The 21732-nt window shown below is 71.9% G+C and carries 26 protein-coding genes and 1 pseudogene; 16 read left to right on the forward strand and 11 right to left on the reverse strand.

Translation table 11 applies throughout. From position 1 onward, the window contains the following. Positions 1 to 36: 36 nt before the first annotated feature. The gene (gene ftsH / locus ABZ135_RS21890; protein WP_356697890.1) at positions 37 to 2154 is read left to right on the forward strand and encodes an ATP-dependent zinc metalloprotease FtsH; all 2118 of its coding nucleotides are present in this window, start codon (positions 37 to 39) and stop codon (positions 2152 to 2154) included. A gap of 576 nt (positions 2155 to 2730) precedes the next feature. On the opposite strand, the gene ABZ135_RS21895 is transcribed toward ftsH, so the two are convergent. Beyond that, positions 2731 to 3462 carry a methyltransferase domain-containing protein gene (locus ABZ135_RS21895; RefSeq protein WP_356697891.1) on the reverse strand — a complete coding sequence of 244 codons (732 nt, stop codon included), beginning with the start codon at positions 3460 to 3462 and terminating at the stop codon, positions 2731 to 2733. A gap of 359 nt (positions 3463 to 3821) precedes the next feature. On the opposite strand from ABZ135_RS21895, the gene ABZ135_RS21900 reads away from it, so the two are divergent. The 15 genes and pseudogenes from ABZ135_RS21900 to ABZ135_RS21970 all read left to right on the forward strand — a co-directional run bounded on the left by ABZ135_RS21900 (position 3822) and on the right by ABZ135_RS21970 (position 14044). Beyond that, a complete protein-coding gene (locus ABZ135_RS21900) occupies positions 3822 to 4415 on the forward strand; it encodes a hypothetical protein (RefSeq protein ID WP_345485364.1) in 594 nt (197 codons plus the stop codon). A gap of 154 nt (positions 4416 to 4569) precedes the next feature. Further along, a complete protein-coding gene (rpsP, locus tag ABZ135_RS21905; RefSeq protein WP_356697892.1) occupies positions 4570 to 5016 on the forward strand; it encodes a 30S ribosomal protein S16 in 447 nt (148 codons plus the stop codon). A 2-nt stretch (positions 5017 to 5018) separates the two neighbouring features. Then, entirely contained in the window at positions 5019 to 5258 is a 240-nt protein-coding gene (locus ABZ135_RS21910) for an RNA-binding protein (protein ID WP_005311361.1), read from the forward strand. Positions 5259 to 5334: 76 nt separating this feature from the next. Beyond that, the gene (gene rimM / locus ABZ135_RS21915; RefSeq protein WP_356697893.1) at positions 5335 to 5949 is read left to right on the forward strand and encodes a ribosome maturation factor RimM; all 615 of its coding nucleotides are present in this window, start codon (positions 5335 to 5337) and stop codon (positions 5947 to 5949) included. Further along, complete coding sequence (gene trmD, locus ABZ135_RS21920; RefSeq protein WP_356697894.1) at positions 5949 to 6770, forward strand: tRNA (guanosine(37)-N1)-methyltransferase TrmD; 822 nt, start codon at positions 5949 to 5951, stop codon at positions 6768 to 6770. The genes rimM and trmD overlap by 1 nt, the downstream gene beginning before the upstream one ends. A 128-nt stretch (positions 6771 to 6898) precedes the next feature. Further along, positions 6899 to 7249 (forward strand): 50S ribosomal protein L19, encoded by a 351-nt coding sequence (gene rplS / locus ABZ135_RS21925; protein WP_356697895.1) that lies wholly within the window; start codon positions 6899 to 6901, stop codon positions 7247 to 7249. Positions 7250 to 7288: 39 nt separating this feature from the next. Next, complete coding sequence (gene lepB / locus ABZ135_RS21930) at positions 7289 to 8197, forward strand: signal peptidase I (RefSeq protein ID WP_356697896.1); 909 nt, start codon at positions 7289 to 7291, stop codon at positions 8195 to 8197. After that, positions 8190 to 9245 carry a signal peptidase I gene (lepB, locus tag ABZ135_RS21935; RefSeq protein WP_356697941.1) on the forward strand — a complete coding sequence of 352 codons (1056 nt, stop codon included), beginning with the start codon at positions 8190 to 8192 and terminating at the stop codon, positions 9243 to 9245. The genes lepB (ABZ135_RS21930) and lepB (ABZ135_RS21935) overlap by 8 nt, the downstream gene beginning before the upstream one ends. After that, the gene (gene lepB, locus ABZ135_RS21940; RefSeq protein ID WP_356697897.1) at positions 9154 to 10200 is read left to right on the forward strand and encodes a signal peptidase I; all 1047 of its coding nucleotides are present in this window, start codon (positions 9154 to 9156) and stop codon (positions 10198 to 10200) included. The genes lepB (ABZ135_RS21935) and lepB (ABZ135_RS21940) overlap by 92 nt, the downstream gene beginning before the upstream one ends. A gap of 87 nt (positions 10201 to 10287) precedes the next feature. Then, positions 10288 to 11058: a signal peptidase I gene (gene lepB / locus ABZ135_RS21945; protein WP_356697898.1), complete on the forward strand. Its 771-nt coding sequence runs from the start codon at positions 10288 to 10290 to the stop codon at positions 11056 to 11058. Positions 11059 to 11159: 101 nt separating this feature from the next. Further along, positions 11160 to 11672, forward strand: coding sequence for an NUDIX hydrolase (locus tag ABZ135_RS21950; RefSeq protein WP_356697942.1), 513 nt, complete (start codon positions 11160 to 11162; stop codon positions 11670 to 11672). Between the two features lie 55 nt (positions 11673 to 11727). Continuing rightward, positions 11728 to 12036 (forward strand): DUF2469 domain-containing protein, encoded by a 309-nt coding sequence (locus tag ABZ135_RS21955; protein ID WP_005311352.1) that lies wholly within the window; start codon positions 11728 to 11730, stop codon positions 12034 to 12036. A gap of 118 nt (positions 12037 to 12154) precedes the next feature. After that, positions 12155 to 12601, forward strand: coding sequence for a YraN family protein (locus tag ABZ135_RS21960; RefSeq protein WP_356697899.1), 447 nt, complete (start codon positions 12155 to 12157; stop codon positions 12599 to 12601). Next, positions 12601 to 13575, forward strand: a pseudogene (locus tag ABZ135_RS21965) (ATP-binding protein); the annotation flags it as partial. The gene ABZ135_RS21960 and the pseudogene ABZ135_RS21965, both read left to right, overlap by 1 nt. Before the next feature lie 106 nt (positions 13576 to 13681). Beyond that, positions 13682 to 14044, forward strand: coding sequence for a helix-turn-helix transcriptional regulator (locus tag ABZ135_RS21970; RefSeq protein ID WP_356697900.1), 363 nt, complete (start codon positions 13682 to 13684; stop codon positions 14042 to 14044). 35 nt (positions 14045 to 14079) lie between these two features. Here the strand turns inward: ABZ135_RS21970 and ABZ135_RS21975 are convergent, their stop codons facing one another. The 10 genes from ABZ135_RS21975 to ABZ135_RS22020 all read right to left on the reverse strand — a co-directional run bounded on the left by ABZ135_RS21975 (position 14080) and on the right by ABZ135_RS22020 (position 21723). Next, positions 14080 to 14214: a hypothetical protein gene (locus tag ABZ135_RS21975; RefSeq protein ID WP_356697901.1), complete on the reverse strand. Its 135-nt coding sequence runs from the start codon at positions 14212 to 14214 to the stop codon at positions 14080 to 14082. Positions 14215 to 14251: 37 nt separating this feature from the next. Further along, positions 14252 to 14773, reverse strand: a complete 522-nt coding sequence (locus ABZ135_RS21980; protein ID WP_356697902.1) for a hypothetical protein — start codon at positions 14771 to 14773, stop codon at positions 14252 to 14254. A 133-nt stretch (positions 14774 to 14906) separates the two neighbouring features. Further along, on the reverse strand, positions 14907 to 15368 hold the full coding sequence (locus ABZ135_RS21985) for a DUF6415 family natural product biosynthesis protein (protein ID WP_356697903.1): 462 nt from the start codon (positions 15366 to 15368) through the stop codon (positions 14907 to 14909). An 88-nt stretch (positions 15369 to 15456) separates the two neighbouring features. Further along, complete coding sequence (locus ABZ135_RS21990) at positions 15457 to 16707, reverse strand: helix-turn-helix domain-containing protein (RefSeq protein ID WP_356697904.1); 1251 nt, start codon at positions 16705 to 16707, stop codon at positions 15457 to 15459. A 121-nt stretch (positions 16708 to 16828) separates the two neighbouring features. Continuing rightward, positions 16829 to 17149: a hypothetical protein gene (locus ABZ135_RS21995; protein WP_356697905.1), complete on the reverse strand. Its 321-nt coding sequence runs from the start codon at positions 17147 to 17149 to the stop codon at positions 16829 to 16831. Continuing rightward, a complete protein-coding gene (locus ABZ135_RS22000; protein ID WP_356697906.1) occupies positions 17146 to 17370 on the reverse strand; it encodes a holin in 225 nt (74 codons plus the stop codon). Before ABZ135_RS22000 ends, ABZ135_RS21995 begins: the two co-directional genes overlap by 4 nt. A gap of 12 nt (positions 17371 to 17382) precedes the next feature. Next, positions 17383 to 18213, reverse strand: a complete 831-nt coding sequence (locus tag ABZ135_RS22005; protein ID WP_356697907.1) for an N-acetylmuramoyl-L-alanine amidase — start codon at positions 18211 to 18213, stop codon at positions 17383 to 17385. Positions 18214 to 18277: 64 nt separating this feature from the next. Continuing rightward, positions 18278 to 18535, reverse strand: a complete 258-nt coding sequence (locus ABZ135_RS22010) for a hypothetical protein (RefSeq protein WP_356697908.1) — start codon at positions 18533 to 18535, stop codon at positions 18278 to 18280. 18 nt (positions 18536 to 18553) lie between these two features. Beyond that, on the reverse strand, positions 18554 to 18997 hold the full coding sequence (locus ABZ135_RS22015) for a hypothetical protein (protein ID WP_356697909.1): 444 nt from the start codon (positions 18995 to 18997) through the stop codon (positions 18554 to 18556). 11 nt (positions 18998 to 19008) lie between these two features. Next, entirely contained in the window at positions 19009 to 21723 is a 2715-nt protein-coding gene (locus tag ABZ135_RS22020) for a hypothetical protein (RefSeq protein WP_356697910.1), read from the reverse strand. Positions 21724 to 21732: the final 9 nt, after the last annotated feature.

A 21732-nucleotide genomic window follows, 5' to 3' on the forward strand; every position in this document is an offset into this window, starting at 1 on the left:
TCGATACTGGGGCCATTGCCACCCCGAGGAGAACCCGTGGCCAACCCCGTACCCCCGCGCGACCGGACCGACCAGCCCTGGCGCTCGGAAGGGGCGCCGCCGCCCACGCCGGCGAAGAAGAAGATGCCCGGCGGCTGGGGCGGTCTCATCCTCGCCGCGCTCGCCGTCTACCTCATCACCAACCTCGTCCTGTCGTTCTTCAACGAGGGCGACGGGCCGACGATCTCGTACACCGAGTTCGACAGACAGGTCGCCGCCGGCAACGTCACCAAGATCTACTCCAAGGGCGACGCCATCCAGGGCCAGCTCAAGAACAAGCAGCCCGTCCCCGACGGCGAGGGCGACTACACCAAGTTCACCACCCAGCGGCCCGCCTTCGCCGACGACGACCTGTGGGCCGAGCTGACCAAGCAGAAGGTCGTCGTCACCGCCGAGCCGGTGGTCCAGGAACGCAGCTTCCTGTCCAACCTGCTGCTCTCCCTCGCCCCGATGCTGCTGCTCGTCCTGCTGTGGGTGTTCATCGCCCGCCGGATGAGCGCCGGCATGGGCGGAGCCGGCGGGATGCTGGGCCGCAAGGCCCCGCCCAAGCCGGTCGAGCTGGAGAGCGGCAAGCGCACCACCTTCGAGGACGTCGCCGGCATCGACGAGGTCGAGGGCGAGCTCAACGACGTCGTCGACTTCCTGAAGAACCCCGGCGCCTACCGCGAACTCGGCGCCAAGATGCCGCGCGGCGTGCTGCTCGCCGGCCCGCCCGGAACGGGCAAGACGCTGCTCGCCCGGGCGGTGGCGGGGGAGGCGGGCGTGCCGTTCTTCTCCGCCTCGGCCTCCGAGTTCATCGAGATGATCGTCGGCGTGGGCGCCTCACGCGTGCGCGAGCTGTTCGCCGAGGCGCGCAAGGTCGCCCCCGCGATCATCTTCATCGACGAGATCGACACCATCGGGCGGGCCCGCGGAGCCGGCGCCGGCATGGGCGGCCACGACGAGCGCGAGCAGACCCTGAACCAGATCCTCACCGAGATGGACGGCTTCACCGGCTCCGAGGGCGTCATCGTCCTCGCCGCCACCAACCGGGCGGACGTCCTCGACCCCGCCCTCACCCGGCCCGGCCGCTTCGACCGGATCGTGCACGTCAACCCGCCCGACCGCGGCGGCCGCGAAGCCATCCTGCGCATCCACACGCGCGGGATCCCCCTCGCCGAGGACGTCGACCTCGGACACGTCGCCAAGACCACGCCCGGCATGACCGGTGCCGAACTCGCCAACCTCGCCAACGAGGCCGCCCTCCTCGCCGTGAAGCGCCGGCAGAAGGCGGTCACCCGGTCCGACATCTCCGACGCGTTGGAGAAGGTGCAACTCGGCGCCGAACGACCCCTGGTCATGCCGCCCGAGGAACGGCGGCGCACCGCGTACCACGAGAGCGGCCACGCCCTGCTCGGCATGCTCCAGCCCGGCGCCGACCCCGTCCGCAAGATCACCATTGTGCCGCGCGGCCGGGCCCTCGGCGTCACGCTCTCCACCCCGGAATCCGACAAGTACGCCTACACCGAGGAGTACCTGCGCGGCCGCATCATCGGGGCGCTCGGCGGCATGGCGGCCGAGGAGGTCGTCTTCGGCGTCGTCACCACCGGCGCCGAGAGCGACCTGGAACAGGTCACGAACATCGCCCGCGGCATGGCGGGCCGCTGGGGCATGAGCGAACGCGTCGGCCGCCTGACCGCGATCCCCTCCGACGCCCAGCAGGCGTACGGCCTCTCGGCCGCGCCCGCCACCCTCGACGCCGTCGACCACGAGATGCGCCGCATCGTCGAGGAGTGCTACGCCAGCGCCCTCCACCAACTCCGCACCCACCGCCCCCGCCTCGACGCCCTCGCGGCAGCCCTCCTGGAAAACGAAACCCTCGAAGAAGCCGCCGCCTACCGCGCGGCGGGCCTCCCACGCGAGGGTGAGGAGCGGGGTGGAGGGTCGGGGGCGGGGCCGGATGGCCCTGCGGATGAGGGTCCGGGGGCGGGCGGGCCGGTGCGTGGGGGATCGGGGGCAGGTGGGCCGACGGCTGCGGGTCCGGGGGCGGGCGGGCCTGCGGCGCCCGGTGCCGGCGGGCCTGCGCCTGCGGGGCCCGAGGCCGATGGGCCTACGGCGCCCGGCGCGAGGGCGTAGCCGTCGGCCGGGCATCGGGGCCCGCAGGGGCCCGTCCCGCAGTGAAGGGCCGGCCGTCGTGGGACCGGAGCGCGGTGGTGGCCGGCTGTCGTTGCCGGCCGCCGGCCTGCTGCTGCGGCGCGCGTCGCGGGAACGGCCGTCCCGCGTCGCGGAGCCCCTGTCGGGACGACGGCAGCCGGGCCCGGCCGCAGGCCGGCGCCATCGGCGCTCGGCAGCGGGCCCAGTCGACAGCCGGTCGCCGGAGCCCACGGCGCCGGGCGCCCCGGGGGCACCCCGCCCGCCACGGCATCCGGTTCGGGTCCGGGCCGTCAGGCGCGCGCCTCGGGGCACCCCGCCCGCCGGTCCGCGGCATCCGGGCCGGGGCCGGGCCGCCAGGCGCGCGGGGTGTCCATCCGGGCAACCCCGACGCCGTGCGTGGGGCTCGGCCCCGCCGGGCCCGCGGAGGCGCCTCGCAGGCAACTCGCCCGCCGGCCCACGGCAGGTCAGGTCCGGGTCATCGGGCGCGCGGGCGCCCACCCCGGCAACCCCGACGCCGTGCGTGGAGCCCGGCCGCGGCGGACTGCCGGGCCGCCCCGGTTACGGCACCCGGGCGATGACGTAGCGGAAGACGTTCGGCATCCACACCGTGCCGTCGGGGCGGACGTACGGTTCCAGGGCCTCCAGGAGCTCCTTCTCCACCTGGTCGGGGTCCGTGGCGCGGACGGCCGCGTCGAACTCGCCGGTGGAGAGCAGGCCCCGCACCGCGCTGCCCGGGTTCGCGTAGCCGAAGGGGCACGCCACCCGGCCAGAGCCGTCGGGGCGCAGGCCCGCGGCGAGGACGGCGCCGTCCAGGTCTTCGCGCGGCGCCGGGCCCCAGCCCGTCAGGCGGGCCGCGACCCGCAGCACGGACGTCGTCGCACACCGCTCCGGCGGTCCCCAGCCGGCCAGCACGATCGCCGCGCCCCGCTGAGCCGATCGGGTGAGGAGGGCCGGCTCCGAGTCGAGCGCGGCCGTCCCGTGGAAGGCCGTGATCACGTCGTATGGGCCGTGCTCCGGCACATGCGTCGTGCCGGTGCCCAGCACCGCCTCCGGCAGCCGCTCGCGGGCCAGCGCCACGCGCGCGTGGTCCCGGTCGACGCCGGCCACCCGCGCGCCCCGCCCCGCCGCCATCAGCAGCGCGAGGCCGGAGCCGCAGCCGAGGCCGAGCACCCGTGACCCGGCGCCCACGCCGAGCCGGTCGTACACCGCCTCGTAGAGCGGCACGAGCATGCGTTCCTGGATCTCGGCCCAGTCGCGCGCGGGGTGGTACGGGACGAGCGTAGGTGTCATGGAAAGCGCCCCAATCCGTGCCTGGACGACAACCCCCCGTAGCCAGGGAACTGCGCATCCGCGCGCCCGTCCAGTGCTCGGGCCGGACGACTCCGGGCCGATTCGCGCCGGAGCCGCCGGGGCCGCTCCCGCTCCGTCGATATCCGGCCGGAGAAGGGGGCCGGTGCCCGAGTTCGGGCAGACACCCGGTACTGTCCGTTCCACCGCCGTCCCGGCGCGCGTGAGTCACCCGCACGCCGGGGCGTATGCGCCGCTACGCACCACCTCCGGTCGCATCCGTACCGACTGACGGGTACGTGCAAAATATTTGAGTTGCCCCGGAATGGAACCCGGAAGGGATCCGGCTCGTTGTACCCGACGTGAGCACGACACCACCTGTTCTCGCCGCAGAGCTGGCACAGGCGTGGGCCGACATTCAGCGGCACCACCCCGAGCTGCCGGACCTTGCCGCGCCCGAGTCCCTGATCGGAGAGTCCTCGTCCGCCTGCGGCGCCGAACTCTCCTTCGAGCGACTGCTCCACGAGGCAGTCCACGGCATCGCCGCCGCCCGAGGAGTGCGGGACACCTCGCGCGCCGGCCGCTACCACAACCGCAGATTCCTGGCGATCGCCGAGGAGCTGGGCCTGGACCATCCCGAGGAGCCGCACGCCAGCAGCGGCTTCTCCCTGGTCACCCTCAACGCGGAGGCCCGGCGGCGCTACCGCCCCACCATCGAGCGGCTCCAGCGCGCCCTCAAGGCGCACACGGTCGCGACCGCCGCCGACACCAAGCGCTCCTTCCGCGGACCGGCCGCCCGGCACGGCTCCTCGGGCGGCGGCGTGCGGGTCAAGGCCGTCTGCGACTGCGGGCGCAACGTCCGCGTGGTCCCCTCCGTGCTGGCCCAGGCACCGATCGTCTGCGGCGGCTGCGGCAAGCCGTTCCGCATCCCGGAGACGGTGGGCGCCGCGAGCTGACCGCGCGGCGTGTGGCACAATGGCTAGCTGTACTCGACAGTCGCACAGGACCCCTCTCTCCTCCGACTGACGCGTCCATCGGGCACCCGAGTACCGCAACCCCACGTGGCATCTCAAGTGCCCAACCACGTCAAGACCAGGAGACACCACTCCAGTGGCAGTCAAGATCAAGCTCAAGCGCCTCGGCAAGATCCGCCAGCCGCACTACCGCATCGTCGTCGCCGACTCCCGCACCCGCCGGGACGGTCGTGCGATCGAGGAGATCGGCCTCTACCACCCGACGTACAACCCGTCGAAGATCGAGGTCGACTCCGAGCGTGCGCAGTACTGGCTGTCCGTCGGCGCCCAGCCGACCGAGCCGGTTCTCGCCATCCTGAAGCTCACCGGCGACTGGCAGAAGCACAAGGGCCTCCCCGCCCCGGAGAAGCCCCTGCTCGCCCCGGCGACCAAGGAAGCCAAGCGCGCCACCTTCGACGAGTTCGCCAAGGCGCTCGAGGGTGACGACACCAAGGGTGAGGCCATCACCCCGAAGGCCAAGAAGGCCGACAAGAAGTCGGACGAGGCCGCTGAGGCCGAGTCCACCGAGTCGACCGAGGCCTGACCATGCTCGAGGAGGCTCTCGAGCACCTCGTGAAGGGCATCGTCGACAACCCCGACGACGTGCAGGTCGCCTCGCGCAACCTGCGCCGCGGTCGCGTACTCGAGGTCCGGGTCCACCCGGACGACCTCGGCAAGGTGATCGGCCGTAACGGTCGCACCGCGCGTGCGCTGCGGACCGTCGTGGGCGCCATCGGCGGTCGTGGCATCCGTGTCGACCTCGTCGACGTGGACCAGGTCCGCTGAAGTTTGACACCGGCACGGGCCGGGGAGGGCTGACCGCCCACCCCGGCCCGTTGCCGTACGACAGGAGAGATCACCAGTGCAGTTGGTAGTCGCACGGATCGGCCGCGCCCACGGCATCAAGGGCGAGGTCACCGTCGAGGTGCGGACCGACGAGCCCGAGCTGCGACTCGGACCCGGCGCCGTCCTGCACACCGACCCGGCCTCCGCCGGGCCGCTCACCATCGAGACCGGCCGGGTGCACAGCGGCCGGCTGCTGCTCCGCTTCGAGGGCGTCAAGGACCGCACCGCCGCCGAGGCCCTGCGCAACACCCTCCTCATCGCCGACGTCGACCCCGACGAGCTGCCCGAGGAGGAGGACGAGTACTACGACCACCAGCTCGTGGACCTCGACGTCGTCCTCGCCGACGGCACCGAGATCGGCGTGATCTCCGAGATCTCCCACCTGCCGTCCCAGGACCTCTTCATCGTGGAGCGGCCCGACGGCTCCGAGGTGATGATCCCGTTCGTCTCGGAGATCGTCACCGAGATCGACCTGGAGAACCAGCGCGCCGTCATCGCCCCGCCGCCGGGCCTGATCGACGACAGCGAGGCCGTCGTCGCCTCCGCGCGCGACGCCGGCGCCGAGGCTTCCGAGCCCGCCGCTGCCGGGGATGCCGACGGCGAGGACGACGTCCAGAAGGACGTCCCCTGATGCGCCTCGACGTCGTCACGATCTTCCCCGAGTACCTCGAACCGCTGAACGTCTCGCTCGTCGGCAAGGCCCGCGCCCGCGGACGCCTCGACGTCCACGTCCACGACCTGCGCGACTGGACCTACGACCGGCACAACACCGTCGACGACACCCCGTACGGCGGCGGACCCGGCATGGTCATGAAGACCGAGCCCTGGGGCGACGCGCTCGACCAGGTCCTCGCCGACGGCTACGAGGCCGGCGCCCACGGCCCGGCCCTCGTCGTCCCCACCCCCAGCGGCCGCCCCTTCACCCAGGAGCTGGCCGTCGAGCTCTCCGAGCGGCCCTGGCTGGTCTTCACCCCCGCCCGCTACGAGGGCATCGACCGGCGCGTCATGGACGAGTACGCCACCCGGATGCCGGTCTACGAGGTCTCCATCGGCGACTACGTCCTGGCCGGGGGAGAGGCCGCCGTCCTCGTCGTCACCGAGGCCGTCGCCCGCCTCCTGCCCGGCGTCCTCGGCAACGCCGAGTCGCACCGGGACGACTCCTTCGCTCCCGGCGCCATGGCCAACCTCCTCGAAGGCCCCGTCTACACCAAGCCGCCCGAGTGGCGCGGCCGCACCATCCCCAACGTCCTCCTCAGCGGACACCACGGGAAGATCGCGCGCTGGCGGCGGGACGAGGCGTTCCGGCGCACCGCCGCCAACCGCCCCGACCTCATCGAGCGCTGCGACCCCGCCGCGTTCGACAAGAAGGACCGGGAGATCCTCTCCATGCTGGGCTGGGCCCCCGAGCCCGGTGGCCGATTTTGGCGCAGGCCGGAGAGCGTGGAAGAATAGGCCGCTGTCGTACGTCCGGCGCGCGCCCCTGCCACAGGGGGGACGACGCCCGCCAAGACGGACGGCGCTCACCCACCATTCGTACGTTCCGCTGATGACCTGTGGCATCAGCGAGGAAAGAGACCTCCATGGCCTCCCTGCTCGACCAGGTCAACGCCGGTTCGCTGCGCTCCGACGTCCCGGCCTTCCGCCCCGGCGACACCGTGAACGTCCACGTTCGCGTCATCGAGGGCAACCGCTCCCGTATCCAGCAGTTCAAGGGTGTCGTCATCCGCCGTCAGGGCTCGGGCGTCTCCGAGACCTTCACGGTCCGCAAGGTCTCCTTCTCCGTCGGCGTCGAGCGCACCTTCCCGGTGAACAGCCCGATCTTCGAGAAGATCGAGCTCGTCTCCCGCGGTGACGTCCGTCGCGCCAAGCTCTACTACCTGCGTGAGCTGCGCGGCAAGGCTGCCAAGATCAAGGAGAAGCGCGACAACTGAGCTCCGGCCCACAGGGTGGCGGGATAGGCTCTGCCCCCGATGGACACCGAAGCACAGCACACGGAGCGCGATCGCTCCTCCGACGAGGAGGAGCGGTCGCGCTCCGCGCGCGTTTCCGGGCCGAACGCGGGCACGGCCGCGGGCATGGCCGCGGGCCCGGAGGCGGATGAGGCCACGGACGCCGCCGCCGCCGACGCCGGGCGAGGCGGCGATGGCAGCGAGGGGGACGACGGTGACGCCGCGTCCTCCGGGGCCCTCACCTGGCGCCGTACGGGTCTCATCGGCGGCGCCTGCATGGTCTTCCTGCTGCTGTTCAGCCACTTCGTGCTCCAGCCCTTCCTGATCCCGAGCGGCTCCATGGAGCCCACCCTCCGGGTCGGGGACCGGATCCTGGTCAACAAGTTGGCGTACCGTTTCGGCGACGAGCCGCACCGCGGTGACGTCGTCGTCTTCGACGGCACCGGGTCCTTCGTCCAGGAACAGCCCGAGGGCAACCCCGTCACCGGCCTGCTGCGCGGCGCCGCGGCGGCCCTCGGCCTCGCCGAGCCCGACGAGACCGACTTCGTCAAGCGGGTCGTCGGCACCGGCGGCGACCGCGTGATCTGCTGCGACAAGGACGGCCGCATCACCGTCAACGGCGTGCCCGTGCCCGAGACGTACGTGCTGCTGGGCGACCGGCCCTCGGACGTGCCCTTCGACATCGTCGTGCCGGACGGCACCCTATGGGTGATGGGCGACCACCGCAGCCAGTCCAGCGACTCCCGCGACCACCTCGGCCGGCCCGGCGGCGGCATGGTGCCGGTCGACAAGGTCATCGGGCGCGCCGACTGGATCGGCTGGCCCGTCGACCGCTGGTCCACCGTCCCCGCCACCGACGCCTTCGACGCCGTACCGGAACGGTCGACCGGCGGCCATGGCGGTCACGGCGGTCACGGCGGCCATGGGTAGGCGGGGCAAGGCCCCCGCGGGCCGGCGGGGCGGCGAGCACCGGCCGGACGACGAGGGCCGCACGCCGCCGGGGCGGGCCGAACGGCGCAGGCTCGCCCGCAGGGTCAAGCGGCGCCGTCGGCGCTCCGCCGTCACGGAGATCCCCCTCCTCCTCACCGTCGCCGTCCTCATCGCCCTGGTCCTGAAGACCTTCCTGGTGCAGGCGTTCGTCATCCCGTCGGGCTCGATGGAGCAGACCATCCGGATCGACGACCGGGTGCTCGTCGACAAGCTGACGCCCTGGTTCGGGGCCACCCCGCAGCGCGGTGACGTCGTCGTCTTCAAGGACCCGGGCAACTGGCTCCAGGAGGAGGCCGAGCCGTCCGCCGACGACCCGGTGGGCGTCAAGCAGCTCAAGCAGGCCCTGACCTTCATCGGTCTGCTGCCCTCGGCCGACGAGCGGGACCTGATCAAGCGCGTGGTGGCGGTCGGCGGGGACACCGTGAAGTGCTGCGGCAAGGACGGCAGGCTCACCGTCAACGGCGTACCGCTGGACGAACCGTATCTGCACCCCGGGAACGAGCCGTCGACCATCCCCTTCGAGGTGAAGGTGCCGCAGGGACGGATCTTCGTCCTCGGCGACCACCGGTCCGACTCGGCCGACTCGCGGTTCCACCTCGACGAGAAGCACCACGGCACCGTCGCCGAGGACCAGGTGGTGGGGCGGGCCGTCGTCATCGCCTGGCCGGTGGATCACTGGCGGCGCCTGGAGGAGCGGTCGACCTTCGCGTCCGTGCCGGACGGCGGCGCGGGCGCGGTGCACGCGGCCGAGGCACGGGGTGTGTCGCATAGTGTGTCCCAGCGGAACATGAACGGATTGCCCCGACTCCCGACCCCTGCGGAACTTCTGCTCGTTATGGGAGTGATGGGCCTGTCCCTGTTCTGGGACGGGCGAGCGCACGGATTGAGGAGTGGATGTGGGGGATTTGGCCGTCGGCGCACGGTCCGGACACGGCGAGCCCGAGAAGAGGCCCGAGCGGCCCGCACCGGCGGTGGCCATGACGGATGACTCCCCGAGCCGTCCGGACCCCGACCCCGATCCGCGCTCCGACCAGCGCCCGGGCCAGGGCCCCGACCAGGGCCAGGGCTTCGAGGCGGGTTCCGGCACGGCCGGCGGCACAGCGGCCGGCGGGGACGGGGACGGGGACGGTGGTGAGGACACCACCGGGCGGGACGGCCGAGAGCCGCGCCCGCAGCGTTCCTTCTGGAAGGAACTGCCCCTCCTCATCGGCATCGCGCTCGTCCTGGCGCTGCTGATCAAGACCTTCCTGGTGCAGGCGTTCTCCATCCCCTCCGACTCGATGATGAACACGCTGCAGCGCGGCGACCGGGTCCTCGTCGACAAGCTGACCCCGTGGTTCGGCTCCGAGCCGCAGCGCGGCGAGGTCGTCGTCTTCCACGACCCGGGCGGCTGGCTGGAGGAGAGCAAGGCGCCCGAGCCCAACGTGCTGCAGAAGGTCCTCAGCTTCATCGGCCTGATGCCGTCCGCGGAGGAGAAGGACCTGATCAAGCGGGTCATCGCGGTCGGCGGCGACACCGTCTCCTGCAAGGAGGGCGGCAAGGTCGTCGTCAACGGCAAGGAGCTGGACGAGAGCGCCTACCTCCACCCCGGCTCGGTGCCCTGCGACCCGCCCTTCGGCCCGGTCAAGGTCCCCGACGGCCGCATCTGGGTCATGGGCGACAACCGGCAGAACTCGCTCGACTCGCGCTTCCACATGGAGCTCCCGGGCGGCGGCACCGTCGCCGAGGACGAGGTCGTCGGCCGCGCCGTCGTCATCGCCTGGCCGGTGACCCGCTGGGCCACCCTGCCGGTTCCGGACACCTTCGACCAGCCCGGCCTCAGCCAGGCGCTGGCCGTCGCCCCCGGCGCCGCCGGATTCGCCGCAGCTCTTCCGCTGGTGCTGTGGCGACGGAGGCGGCGCACCGCTCGCGAGACGGTCACGGTCGCCCGTACCGCGCAGTAGGGACCCGCGGGTAGGGTGCCGTCCCGGACCGTCGCACGGACGGCCCGCGGATCTCCCGATCCACCCGTCCTCCGAGGTGAGGTGCCCATGAGCGTCGGCACGAGTGTCACACCCCGTACGAAAGGCGGCCACGGCCGCCTCGGCAGCGTTCTGTCGGGGCTGGTCGTGGCCGTCGGCTGTGTGCTCTTCCTCGGCGGCTTCGTCGTCGGCGCCGTGCTCTACCAGCCGTTCTCCGTGCCCACCGACTCGATGACACCGACCCTCGACGTCGGCTCCAAGGTCCTCGCCCAGCGCGTCGACGGCGCCGAGGTGAAGCGCGGCGACATCGTCGTCTTCGAGGACCCGCTGTGGGGCGACGTGACCATGGTCAAGCGGGTCGTCGCCGTCGGCGGCGACACCGTCGCCTGCTGCGACGCCGACGGCCGTCTCACCCTCGACGGCAAGCCGGTCGAAGAACCGTATCTGCCGGCCGGCAAGCCCGCCTCCGGGCAGAAGTTCTCCGTCACCGTGCCCGACGGGAAGCTCTTCCTGCTCGGCGACGAGCGGCACACCTCGATGGACTCCCGCGCCCACCTCCAGGAGGCCGGACAGGGCACGGTGCCGCGCTCTGCGGTCGTCGCCCGCGTGGACGCCGTCGCCTGGCCCGCCAAGGGAGTCCTGGAGCGGCCCGCGCCGTTCGCCGCACTGCCCGGCGGCGTCTCGCACCCCGGCCCGATCGGGCCCCTCTTCTACGCGATCGCCGCCGGGTGTGTACTGATCCTGGCCGGAGCGGCGTACGGGCCGCTGGCCCGGGCGCTCGGCCGGAAGAGGCCCGCGGCGACGACCACGGGGACGGGCGGGGGCAAGGTGGGCGCATGAGCGAGGCGAATGAGGCGTACGAGACGCACGAGGCGCGCGAGGCGGTTGCCGGCGGCGAGGGGCGTGAGGTCCGCGAGGACCGTCCGGACCGTGCGGCGGCGCTGGTCGCGGTCGGCACGGAGGGCGAGGCCCCGGCCCCGCGGCGGGTGGCGCGGGTCGTCCTGCTCGACCCCGACGACCGCGTCCTGCTCCTCCACGGTTACGAGCCCGACGACCCCGCCCAGACCTGGTGGTTCACACCCGGCGGCGGCCTGGAGGGGGAGGAGACCCGCGAGGAGGCCGCGCTCCGCGAGCTCGCCGAGGAGACCGGCATCACCGACGTCGAGCTCGGGCCGGTGCTGTGGCAGCGCTACTGCTCGTTCCCCTTCGACGGGCGCCGCTGGGACCAGGACGAGTGGTACTACCTGGCCCGCACCACCCAGACCGCCACCGCTCCCGCGGGCCTCACCGAACTGGAGAGCCGCAGCGTCGCGGGGCTGAGATGGTGGACCTCCGCCGAACTGTCGGCGGCCCGTGAGACGGTGTACCCCAACAGACTCGCCGAGCTGCTCCGCACGCTGCTCGACGAAGGACCTCCGAGCACGCCGCTCGTTCTGGCCCCGGAAATCGTTTAGGGGCCCGGGCGACTGGCGCACAATAGGGGGACGCACGGCTGAAGGGGAACATGCCATGAGCGCCGAGGACCTCGAGAAGTACGAGACCGAGATGGAGCTGAAGCTCTACCGGGAGTACCGCGATGTCGTCGGGCTGTTCAAATACGTGATCGAGACCGAGCGGCGCTTCTACCTCACCAACGACTACGAGATGCAGGTGCACTCGGTTCAGGGCGAGGTCTTCTTCGAGGTCTCCATGGCCGACGCCTGGGTCTGGGACATGTACCGGCCCGCCCGCTTCGTGAAGCAGGTCCGTGTCCTCACGTTCAAGGACGTGAATATCGAGGAGCTCAACAAGAGCGATCTGGAGCTTCCGGGTAGCTGAGCCCGCTGCCGCAAACCACCCGGAAGGGTGACGCGGTTTTCCACAGCGGACCACTCGTCCACAGCCCCGCACACGCAGCGTAGTCGCCTGTCACATTCGGTACCGGAGGTGGTACCGAATGAACGACCCGACAGCCACGACAGCCACGACAGCAACCACAGACCCGACCGCCACGGCAGACGCGACAGCGGCGACAGTCCCGACCACCGCACGCGGAGCCCTCGGGCGGTACGGAGAAGAGCTCGCCGCCCGCCGGCTCACCGCGACCGGACTGCACATCCTCGCCAGGAACTGGCGGTGCGGCCGCACCGGAGAGATCGACATCGTCGCCCGCGACGGCGACACCCTCGTCGTCTGCGAGGTCAAGACCCGCCGCGAGGGCCCCTTCGAGCACCCCATGGCCGCCGTCACCCCACGCAAGGCCGAGCGGCTGCGGCACCTCGCCGCCTGCTGGCTCGCCCGGCACGGCGGCCCACCCGCCGGCGGCGTCCGCATCGACCTCGTCGGCGTCGTCCTGCCCCGCCGCGGCGCCCCCGTCGTCACCCATGCCCAGGGGGTGGCGTGATGGGATTCGCCCGCACCTGCTCCGTCGCCCTCGTCGGCGTCGAAGGCGTCGTCGTCGAGGTCCAGGCCGACCTCGAAGCCGGAGTCGCCGCCTTCACCCTGGTCGGACTCCCCGACAAGAGCCTCACCGAGAGCCGCGACCGCGTCCGCGCCGCCATCGTCAACTCCGACGCCGAATGGCCCCAGAAGAAACTCACCGTCGGCCTCAGCCCCGCCTCCGTCCCCAAGGGCGGCAGCGGATTCGACCTGGCCGTCGCCGCCGCCGTACTCGGCGCCGCCGAACGCATCGACCCCCGCACCATCGCCGACCTCGTCCTCATCGGCGAACTCGGCCTCGACGGCCGCGTCCGCCCCGTCCGAGGCGTCCTGCCCGCCGTCCTCGCCGCCGCCGACGCCGGATACCGCCAGGTCGTCGTCCCCGAACAGACCGCCGGCGAAGCCGCCCTCGTCCCCGGCATCTCCGTCCTCGGCGTCCGCAGCCTCCGCCAACTCATCGCCGTCCTCGCCGACGAACCCGTCCCCGAGGAAGAACCCCGCGAGGAAGGCCGCCCCGACCCCATGCTCGCCGGCCTCCTCGTCCCCGGCGCCGGCGTCGGCACCGGACTCGCCGCCGACCCCGCCGACGGACCCGACCTCGCCGACGTCGCCGGACAGCACACCGCCCGCCGCGCCCTGGAGATCGCCGCCGCCGGCAGCCACCACCTGCTGCTCTCCGGCCCACCCGGCGCCGGCAAGACCATGCTCGCCGAACGACTCCCCGGCATCCTCCCGCCCCTCACCCGCCAGGAATCCCTCGAAGTCACCGCCGTCCACTCCGTCGCCGGCATCCTCCCGCCCGGCGAACCCCTCGTCCACCGCCCTCCCTACTGCGCGCCCCACCACTCCGCCACCATGCAGTCCCTCGTCGGCGGCGGCAACGGACTGCCCCGCCCCGGCGCCGTCTCCCTCGCCCACCGCGGCGTGCTCTTCCTCGACAGAACGTGCAAAACAAGTGGGTCGGGGCTGGCGACTTGACGAAGTGAGGGCCCGGCCAGGAGCACCTGGCCGGGCCCTCGTTCCCGCTGCCCGTGTCTCGCCGAAGATGCACGGACAGTGGGAGCTATGGGGAGGCAGTCCCTCCGGTTGGTATACCGAAGCGGACTCTACTCAAGAAGCGACCGTTTGGGTACTGACCCAAGATCGTCTGCGACTCACCGTTGGCGAGGTGCCAGCGCGACGAACACCCCTGCCTGAATCAGTCCTCGAACGCCGCAGGGTCCTCGGTGAGCGCCTTGCCGAAGCCCGCCGAACCGCCGGCCTCTCGCAAGATCAGGTTGCCGATCGCATCGGCATGGAGCGGCGCAGCATCCAGCGCTACGAGCGTGGGGAACGAGACCCCCGCTTCAGCGACCTCGTACTCATCGCCGACGCGATCGGCGTACCGCTCGCCGAGCTGGTGCGGTAGCCCCGGCCGGGGGGCGGCCAGCCGGGGCTACTTGCTCAGGCCGGCGGCTTCGGGACTACGAAGCCCCGCGCCGGCCTGGGCCCGCTCCGGTCAGGATCCTGCGGCGGACACTGCGCGCGCCGCATGGCGGCGACCAGCTCCGCGTACCGCGGGTCGATCCACTCGGTCATGTGGGCCTCCTTCCTGACCGGCAGCCTACGGGCACGGCTACTTGGGCTTCTTCGGGATGAGGACGATCGGCCCGGAGTCGTCCGAGTGCTGGCACGACGCCGCCACCGGCACCAGCGAGTCCTCCGGGCCGCGCCACAGGTCCATGTCGACCTCGTACCCGGCGGCCTCCATCGCGGTGATCGTGCGGCGGATGCTGGCCTCGCTGCGGCGCGCGGGGTCGGGGCGCTCGGGGGTGTGGTGGAGGAACCCGCCACCGAGCGCGCTGCACAGGTTGTAGTACAGGCTGGTGTGGAGGATGAGGGCGTGCCAGCCCTCGTCGACCACGCGGGACGGCACCAGGCCGGTGCCCGGCTGGGTGGCGGCCGTGGCGAGGAACGCGAGGGCCTGCTCCAGGATCCGGCTGGCCATGCCGGGTTCCATGCCGGGGTTGTTGTCGAGGATCGTTGCGCGGACGTCGTTGAACTGGCTGTCGCTGAGCAGGGCTCGCGGGTTGACGGGGGCTACGACGCCAGCGTGGTTGGGCGGCGGCGGCTTCGTCGGTCCGTTCTTGCAGGCCATAGGGTCCTCCTGATGGATGTCCGATGGTGCATGAACCCGCCCACGGGCGGGAGTCAGTGGGTGATGCCGAAGGCGAGGTACGCCAGGACCGCGGCGACAGCGAGGCAGTACAGGGCCTGCCGCTGAAAGTCGCTCACGGGGCATCTGTCCGAACCGGCGGGAGCTCGGTGCGGCCGACGAACCGGGCCCGCTGTGCGCTGCGGCGCTCGCCGAGCGCGTCCAGCATGTCCCGGGCGGCGTAGGCAAGGAGCCGGGCGTAGGAGTGGTTTCCGAGCGGCTCGTCCGCCGGGCCCTGGTCTCGGAGCCGGGCCCACGTCTTCAGGGCCTCGGAGCCGCGCTCGGGCCGCTGGTCGGCGGGGATGCGTTCGATGAAGGGGGCCAGCGTGATGCAGTGCTGAATCAGCCGGTCGGTCAGCTTGGCCAGGGCCTCGGCGCCGGGCAGGGTCAGGACCGTGCTCCGCGCGCGGGCGATGTCCAGGCGGGCGGCCTCGGCGATGTGGTCCTCGACAACGTCCGCGACCTGGAGAACCAGCGGGCCGAGCGGCACCTCGATCGTGTGCTCGGGTGGTCTGTCGTGCTGCGGCTGCTCGTCCATGCCCGCTCCCTACCGTCGTCGTGACTGCGGCATCAACGACGGTAGGGGCGGTGCAAGGGGTCAGAGGGGGGAAATCTCCCCCCTTCGTTCAGGCGGCCAGCAGACCGACTCGAGCGGCGAGTTCGGACGCGCGGCGCCGGCGGCCGGCGACCCGGGATTCGGTCTCCTCGAGGATGATGGCGCGGGCGTACCCGTTGTAGCGGATCGTCTCCGGCGCCGCCTCGTACGCCTGGGCCAGCGTCGCGATCGCGACGTCCGGCTGCCCGTCGAGCTGATAGCCGCGGGCCTGCTCAATACGGTGCCGGGCCCGCCGCGGCCGGGACGGAATCGTGTCCGCGTCCGCTCGAGCGGCCTGCCGCACCGACTCGCGGCCGGAGTGCAGCTCCACCGCCACAGTGACGGCGTGAGCGCCCATGATGGCCTGCGAGAAGGACGTGACCGGGTGGTAGTACGTCTCGGGCAGGCGCGCGGCCATCAACTGGGCCGTGTCCCAATATCGCCATGCGTCGGCGGTGTCGCCGCGGCGGGCCGCGGTGTAGCCAGCTTCGAAGGTGAGGGCGCCGGTGATGGCGAGGACGTCGTCGGTGGCGTCGGGCAGTATCGGCTCGAGGTAGGCGAGCGCCTCGAGGTTGACCGCGTCGGCAGCGTCGTAGTGGGACGGGCCGGAGTCCCGGTGCGCCTGGGCGAGGAGCCAGGCGGAGACGCCGATCGTGTGCGGGTCGTCGGACTGCTGCGCGGCGACCATGCTCCGCTCGGCCACACGCCACAGCAGACTTGCGTCCGGCTGGTACGCGAGGAAGAACTGGCTGAGGCTGTACACCTCGGCGAGGACGGCCTGCGCCGCACGCCACTCGGCCGGCGCCTCGGCCTGCTTCACCGCCAACTGCGCATCCCGGATCAGGTCCGGCAGCAAGGCGCCGATGACCTCACGGTGATTCGGGGCGGAATGCCGGGCCTTCCACGCTCGAGCGAGGCGCGCGGCAATGTGCTCCGGGGACGGCGCCCGCTGCGTCGTGGTGAGGCCGAAGGAGTCGACGGCCGCGCGGACGGCGGCGAGGCGGGGGTGGCCGGGGCCGGTGAAGAGGTCGACGTGCATGTCGGGGCGTCCTGTGAGGTCTGCGAGGTCACGCACGCGGAGGGCCTCGGCGATTCGGTAGACGGTCTCGAGGCCGGGCGCCTGGGTGCGGCCCCGCTCGAGGTCCTTCACCCACGCCTCGGACATGCCCAGGAGGCCGGCGAGGACTTCGCGGGTCATGCCGCGGCGCTGGCGGAGGATCTGCATGCGCTGCCCGAAAGCCATCGGGTTGGCGTACGGGTCCGGGGTAGCATCAGGTGACACGGCCTTGCCCCTTCTCTGGTCAGACTCGACACCTGCCAGCGTAGAGGGCAAGGCCCTTCTCGTGTGATCGAGAACGCACGAAAACGCCCCCTCCCGCGCCGTAGCGCGGGAGGGGGCGTCTTCACTTCACCAGCACGCTGAACAACCAGCCGCACGCCGGCGCCGCCACCGCACCGACACCGACCGCCGACCAGGCGACCTTCTCCACCGCCGACAGCCGGTCCCCATGCGTGGCCGTGGCCTTCGCGTCCGCCTCCAGGGCGTCCACCCGCTTCTCCAGGCCCTTCAGCTCCGAGCTCTGCTCGTCGAGCGCGCGATCGGTCTGGTCGGAGCGCTGCACTAGGAGCGCGAGGGAGCCGTCGACGCGAGCGAAGCCGGCCTCCAGCGCGCCACGCAGCCGCTCCAGCTCGACCGCCACCTGCGTGGACTCCGCCGGCGTCACGGGCGCTGCCTGGGCACCCAGCCGACGGTGGACTGGTCACCCACCCACGTGCCCACCGCAGCCTTCAGCACGGACAGGCCCGCGGGGATCGCGGCGATCGCGGCGGCCTTCACGGCGCCGAGGCTGGTGAGGTCGAAGCCGTCGGCGAGGAGCAGGCCGAGGAAGGCGACGGCGTAGGTGCCGACCGTGCGCTCGATGGTGTCGAGGATGAGACGAGACATGAGGGGCTCCGTTCAGGGGGTGATGGTGAAGCCGCGCTTCGCGGCCAGCTTCTTCAGGGATTCGGCGCCGGGGATGCCGTCGGCGTCCGCGCCCTTGTAGCCACAGCGCCGCTGCCACGCCGCGTACGCCGCGACGGTGGCGGTGCCGAAGTGCCCGTCGGCGACGTCCCGGGCGAGCAGGCCCTCGGCCACCAGGGCGGTCTCGACGGTCTTCACGCCGTAGTAGGAGACCGGCGTGCCCCGCTTCGGCGGGTCGGCCTTGGCGGCGGCCACCAGCTTCGACAGGTCCACGACCGGCTTCGGGCCGGGCCCAGGCGCTGGCTTCGGAGGAGGCGTCGCGGCCTTGGGCCGCGGGGCGCCACGCTTGACCCAGTCGTACAGGGCGTCACCGGGGCAGGAGGTCGGGTGCCCGTCGCGGTGGCCGCCGATCCACGTGCCGGCCCGGCCGTGGTCGCGGAGGTGCTCGATCGCGTCGCGGAGGCCGTGCAGCATGGCGTCGGTGGGCTTGACCAGGCCCTTGTTGCCGAGGAGCGCGCAGACCGCGTAGTCCTGCCGGTTGAGGGTGGCGGTGCCGTTGGCGCCGGTCCGGCGGTGCACGCCACGGCCCTCGTAGACGTCGCCGTGCTCGCAGACGAGGTAGTTGTACGCGATGTCGACGTACTTCTCCTTGACGTTCGCGAGGTGGGAGGCGCGGATCTGTCGTACGTACGCCGCGCACTCGGCATGCGGGCGCGAGGTGTACTCGGTGCCGAGGTAGTGCACCTTCACGCCGCGGGTGGAGCCGATGTAGTCGGCAGGGCTGGTCGCGGGGGCGCCCCACTGCGGGCGCCGGATGATCGCCATGGCGACCTCCAGACATGAGAAAGGCCCCGGCCATAGCGGCGCGGGGCAGACAGGGAGAGCGAGGTCAGGCGGGTATCTCGCGCCAGAGGGCCTGGTAGAGCTCGTTCGTCATCTCGGCGTGGAAGCCGCGATACGCGCCAGAGCCGCCGGCCACGACCCAGTTGCCGACCGCGACCGCGCGGGGGGACCCGCAGTAGAGGAGGACGAGCTGGGTTCCGTCGTCGCTGGCGAGGTCGGCCGAGCCGTTCAGCCAGTCGACGATGTCCTGGCCGTTGGTGCCGTTGTACTGCATGGACTCGTAGCGGGGAACGACGAAGGGCATGGTGCTCCGATCGGGGGGTTAGCCGAGACCTTCGAGGATGATGCAGCGGTAGTCGTACGTGGCCGTGCTCGCCGTGTTGACGCGATGCTGGGTCGTGACCGTGAGGGTCTCGCCGGGGACGAGGCCGGTGAGCATGTCGCGGATCATCTGGGGCTGGTTGGAGCCGGTCGCCGCGACGATCACGCCCTCGGCGTCCGACGGCGAGTACACGGTGCCGGACGACGAGCCGACGGCCAAATAGCTCGTGATGCCGTTGTTCGTGGGGTTGCGGCCGGTCGCGCGGATCGTGATGTCGACCGCGCCCGAGGCGGGCACGATCACCGACGTGGCGAGCGCCCCACCGCTCAGGTTGCCGTAGGTGGTGGAGGTGGTGGTGCGGCCGGCCGTGGTGTCCTTCACGATCGACTGGTACTTGTTCAGACGGGCCGGGGTGATCCGCATGCCCGCGAGCCAGAACGACACGAGGCGGCCTCCTACAGGGCGAGATGGGCAGGTTGGGCGAGCTGGATCGGGGCGCCAGCGGTGTGCGCCTTGACGACGCCGTTGACCGCCCGGATGACGGTGGCGGTCTGGGAGCTGGTCGTACCCGTGATCGCGGTGACGGTGACGACCTCGCCGCCGACCGTCCAGTCGAAGGGGAACTCCGTTGGGTAGGCGGCCGAGTTGATCCAGCGGGCGCCGGCCGACGTCACCGACCAGGAGGTGTCGTCCGCGTCCACGCCGACGGCCAGCGTGCAGCCGTCGGTGTCCGCGCGGCCGAGCTCCGGATCGTCAACGACGCCGACCGTCCACGGACCCGCAGGCGAACAGGTGAGAGTGACGTCCCACGTGTGGGTGCGGATGTCGTCGTCGATGCGCTGCACGATCAGGTCGACCGGGCCCGGCGGCATCCACGCGGGCGTGCCCGTGATCTGGATGCGGTCGCCAACCTGGAGAGCGGCCACCTGGGGGATGAGCTCGGGGCTCTTGTGGAGCATGATGTGGACGGTCGGGTAGCGGGCCTCGTCCCACGACGCCAGGTGCAGGCGCCATCCAGCGTGGATGGGGGCCTGCTCGTCGTTGTACAGCGGCAAGGTGACCGACTCGTCGTAGACGCCGATCTCGTCCGCCGTCAGGGGTCCCTCGTCGACGACCGCGATGCCGGAGGAGCCGCCGTCCCGGGTGACCTCGACGATGTTGCGCAAGTTCAGGTCGGACTCGGTCGGCTCGAACGGCGGCGCCAAGGCGCCGTAGTCGAGGACCAGCTTGGGGACCTGGTTCTCCATCGACGTCCGTGTCCGGTACACCAAGGCCGACCGCTCCGGGTCCTCGTAGAGGATCCCCCCGTCCACGTCCGCCGCGTCCTGCAGCAGATCCAGCAGCACGCCAGGCCGCTGCGGCCCGAGCTTCTCCGTGTCCCGGGTGGCGTCCCTGTCGGCGATCGTCACCGACACCGTTTCGGACTCCTCTGTGGCCAGACGCGTCAGCCGGTCCCGCGCCCGCTCGCCGTTGTAGCCGTGGTCGGCGAAGTCGTAGGCGGTGATCGCAGTCGCCAGGGACGTGAAAACGGCGATGTGGCCGAGGCGGAGCCCGGTGACCGTGCCGATCTGCGTGTCGATCTGGGACACCGTCCCGACCGTCCCGGCGTAAGTGCCACTGATCGCGCCAGACGAGCCGCTGACACCTGTCCACCGGATCTCCCAGTCGACGTTGCTGCCATCCTGGGTGGCGGAGAACGACAAGCGCTGCCAGGAGCCGTAGAGGTTCGATCCGGTGCCGAGACCGGAGTCCACGAGTAGCCCGCCTGTCGCGTCGTAGCCGTACAGGTGCGATGAGGAGGGCCCCTGCGTGATCCGCCAGCGGCGTACCGAGCCCGTCGACCGCCACGACAACCACTCCTGCTCCGAGGCTGGGGCCGTATCGGTGTTGTAAACCATGGTGACGGCCCAGGCGGTGGTCGACGAGGTCGGCCCGGGCACCGTGCCCCGGATCGTCGCGCCGGCGTCGACCGCAGGGAGAGCGGCCGAGCCCGCGAGACTGTCGTCCTGGTCGAAGGTGAAGCCGGTGACGCGGAGGGGACTGACGCGGGCGATCGGGGAGTACGCCTGCGTGGCGGTGGCGCCGTCCTCGCACGGCCAGTAGGCCAGGGGGCTGTACGAGGGGATACGCCGGCGTAGCGTCGAGTCCAGGGGCTTCTTTCCCTGCCCAAGACGGCGCAGGATCCCCGCCGTCTGAATCGGGGCCCGCTGATCGTGACCGGAGACGTGCCAGCGCGCCGGCCAGGTAGGGACGGAGTGCACGACGCGCGTGCGACGGTCGGTGATGGTGGCGCCGGCGGCAGTGGTCCAGGTGCGTCCGGCGCTGTCGACGAAGCTGGTGGCCCCGGGCGTCTGCCCGCTGAAGGCCGGGCTGGCCACTACGGTGCCGCCTATGCCGTTGCGGACCTCTGCGGCGTGGAAGCGGCGGCTGGTGGCGGTGAGGTTCACGCCTTGGATGTCGCCGATCTCCATCGGGGCGGTGGAGTTGAAGATGCTGGTGGTGCCGCCGGTGGTGACGAGCTGGTCCAGGTGTGTCCAGGGCCCGGCGATCGTCGGGGCGGTGTAGTAGGTGACGGTGTAGCCGCCGAGGCCGTTGTTGACGTCCAGGGTGGCGCGGACGGCCCCGCGCTGGTGAGGGCCGAAGGGCACCGAGACGGTGCCGAGCCATTCGACGATGTTGGTGCCGTCGGCCGACCACGTCAGCCGCGGCTGCCCTCCCGAGCCGATCGAGAGGCGCCACGACCGCTGGCCAGCCGCTGCGTGCTTGCCGATGAGCTCTAGGCCGAAGTTGGCCGCGGTCCACGTTTCAGGCTCGACGTCCACGCGGATGTCGATGTCGCCGGTGATGTCGAGGGAGGCGTGGTCCGGTGTGGCAATGCGGCCGCCGGGGGTTGCGGTCGTGGTTTCGAGGACCGTCTCACCGGCGGTGGTGCTGATGCGGATGGGTGTGTTGCGGGGCAGCAGCCCAAAGTAGGGCGAGTACGGGTTGCGATTCGAGAACCGCCCGGCTGGGCTGAGGAGAGTAAGCGCCCCGGATCCCGGGTCCACGGTTCGGCCCTCGTCGTAGCGGCCGCAGGACAACTGGACCCCGGTGGCCTGGACGACGTAGTCGGTCACGTCGGTCCAGGCTCCGGCGATCTGGAGCTCGACGCGGGCGTCGGGAACCGGCACAGCTACCTC

This window comes from Streptomyces sp. NPDC006339 (assembly GCF_040612775.1).
Lineage (GTDB): Bacteria > Actinomycetota > Actinomycetes > Streptomycetales > Streptomycetaceae > Streptomyces.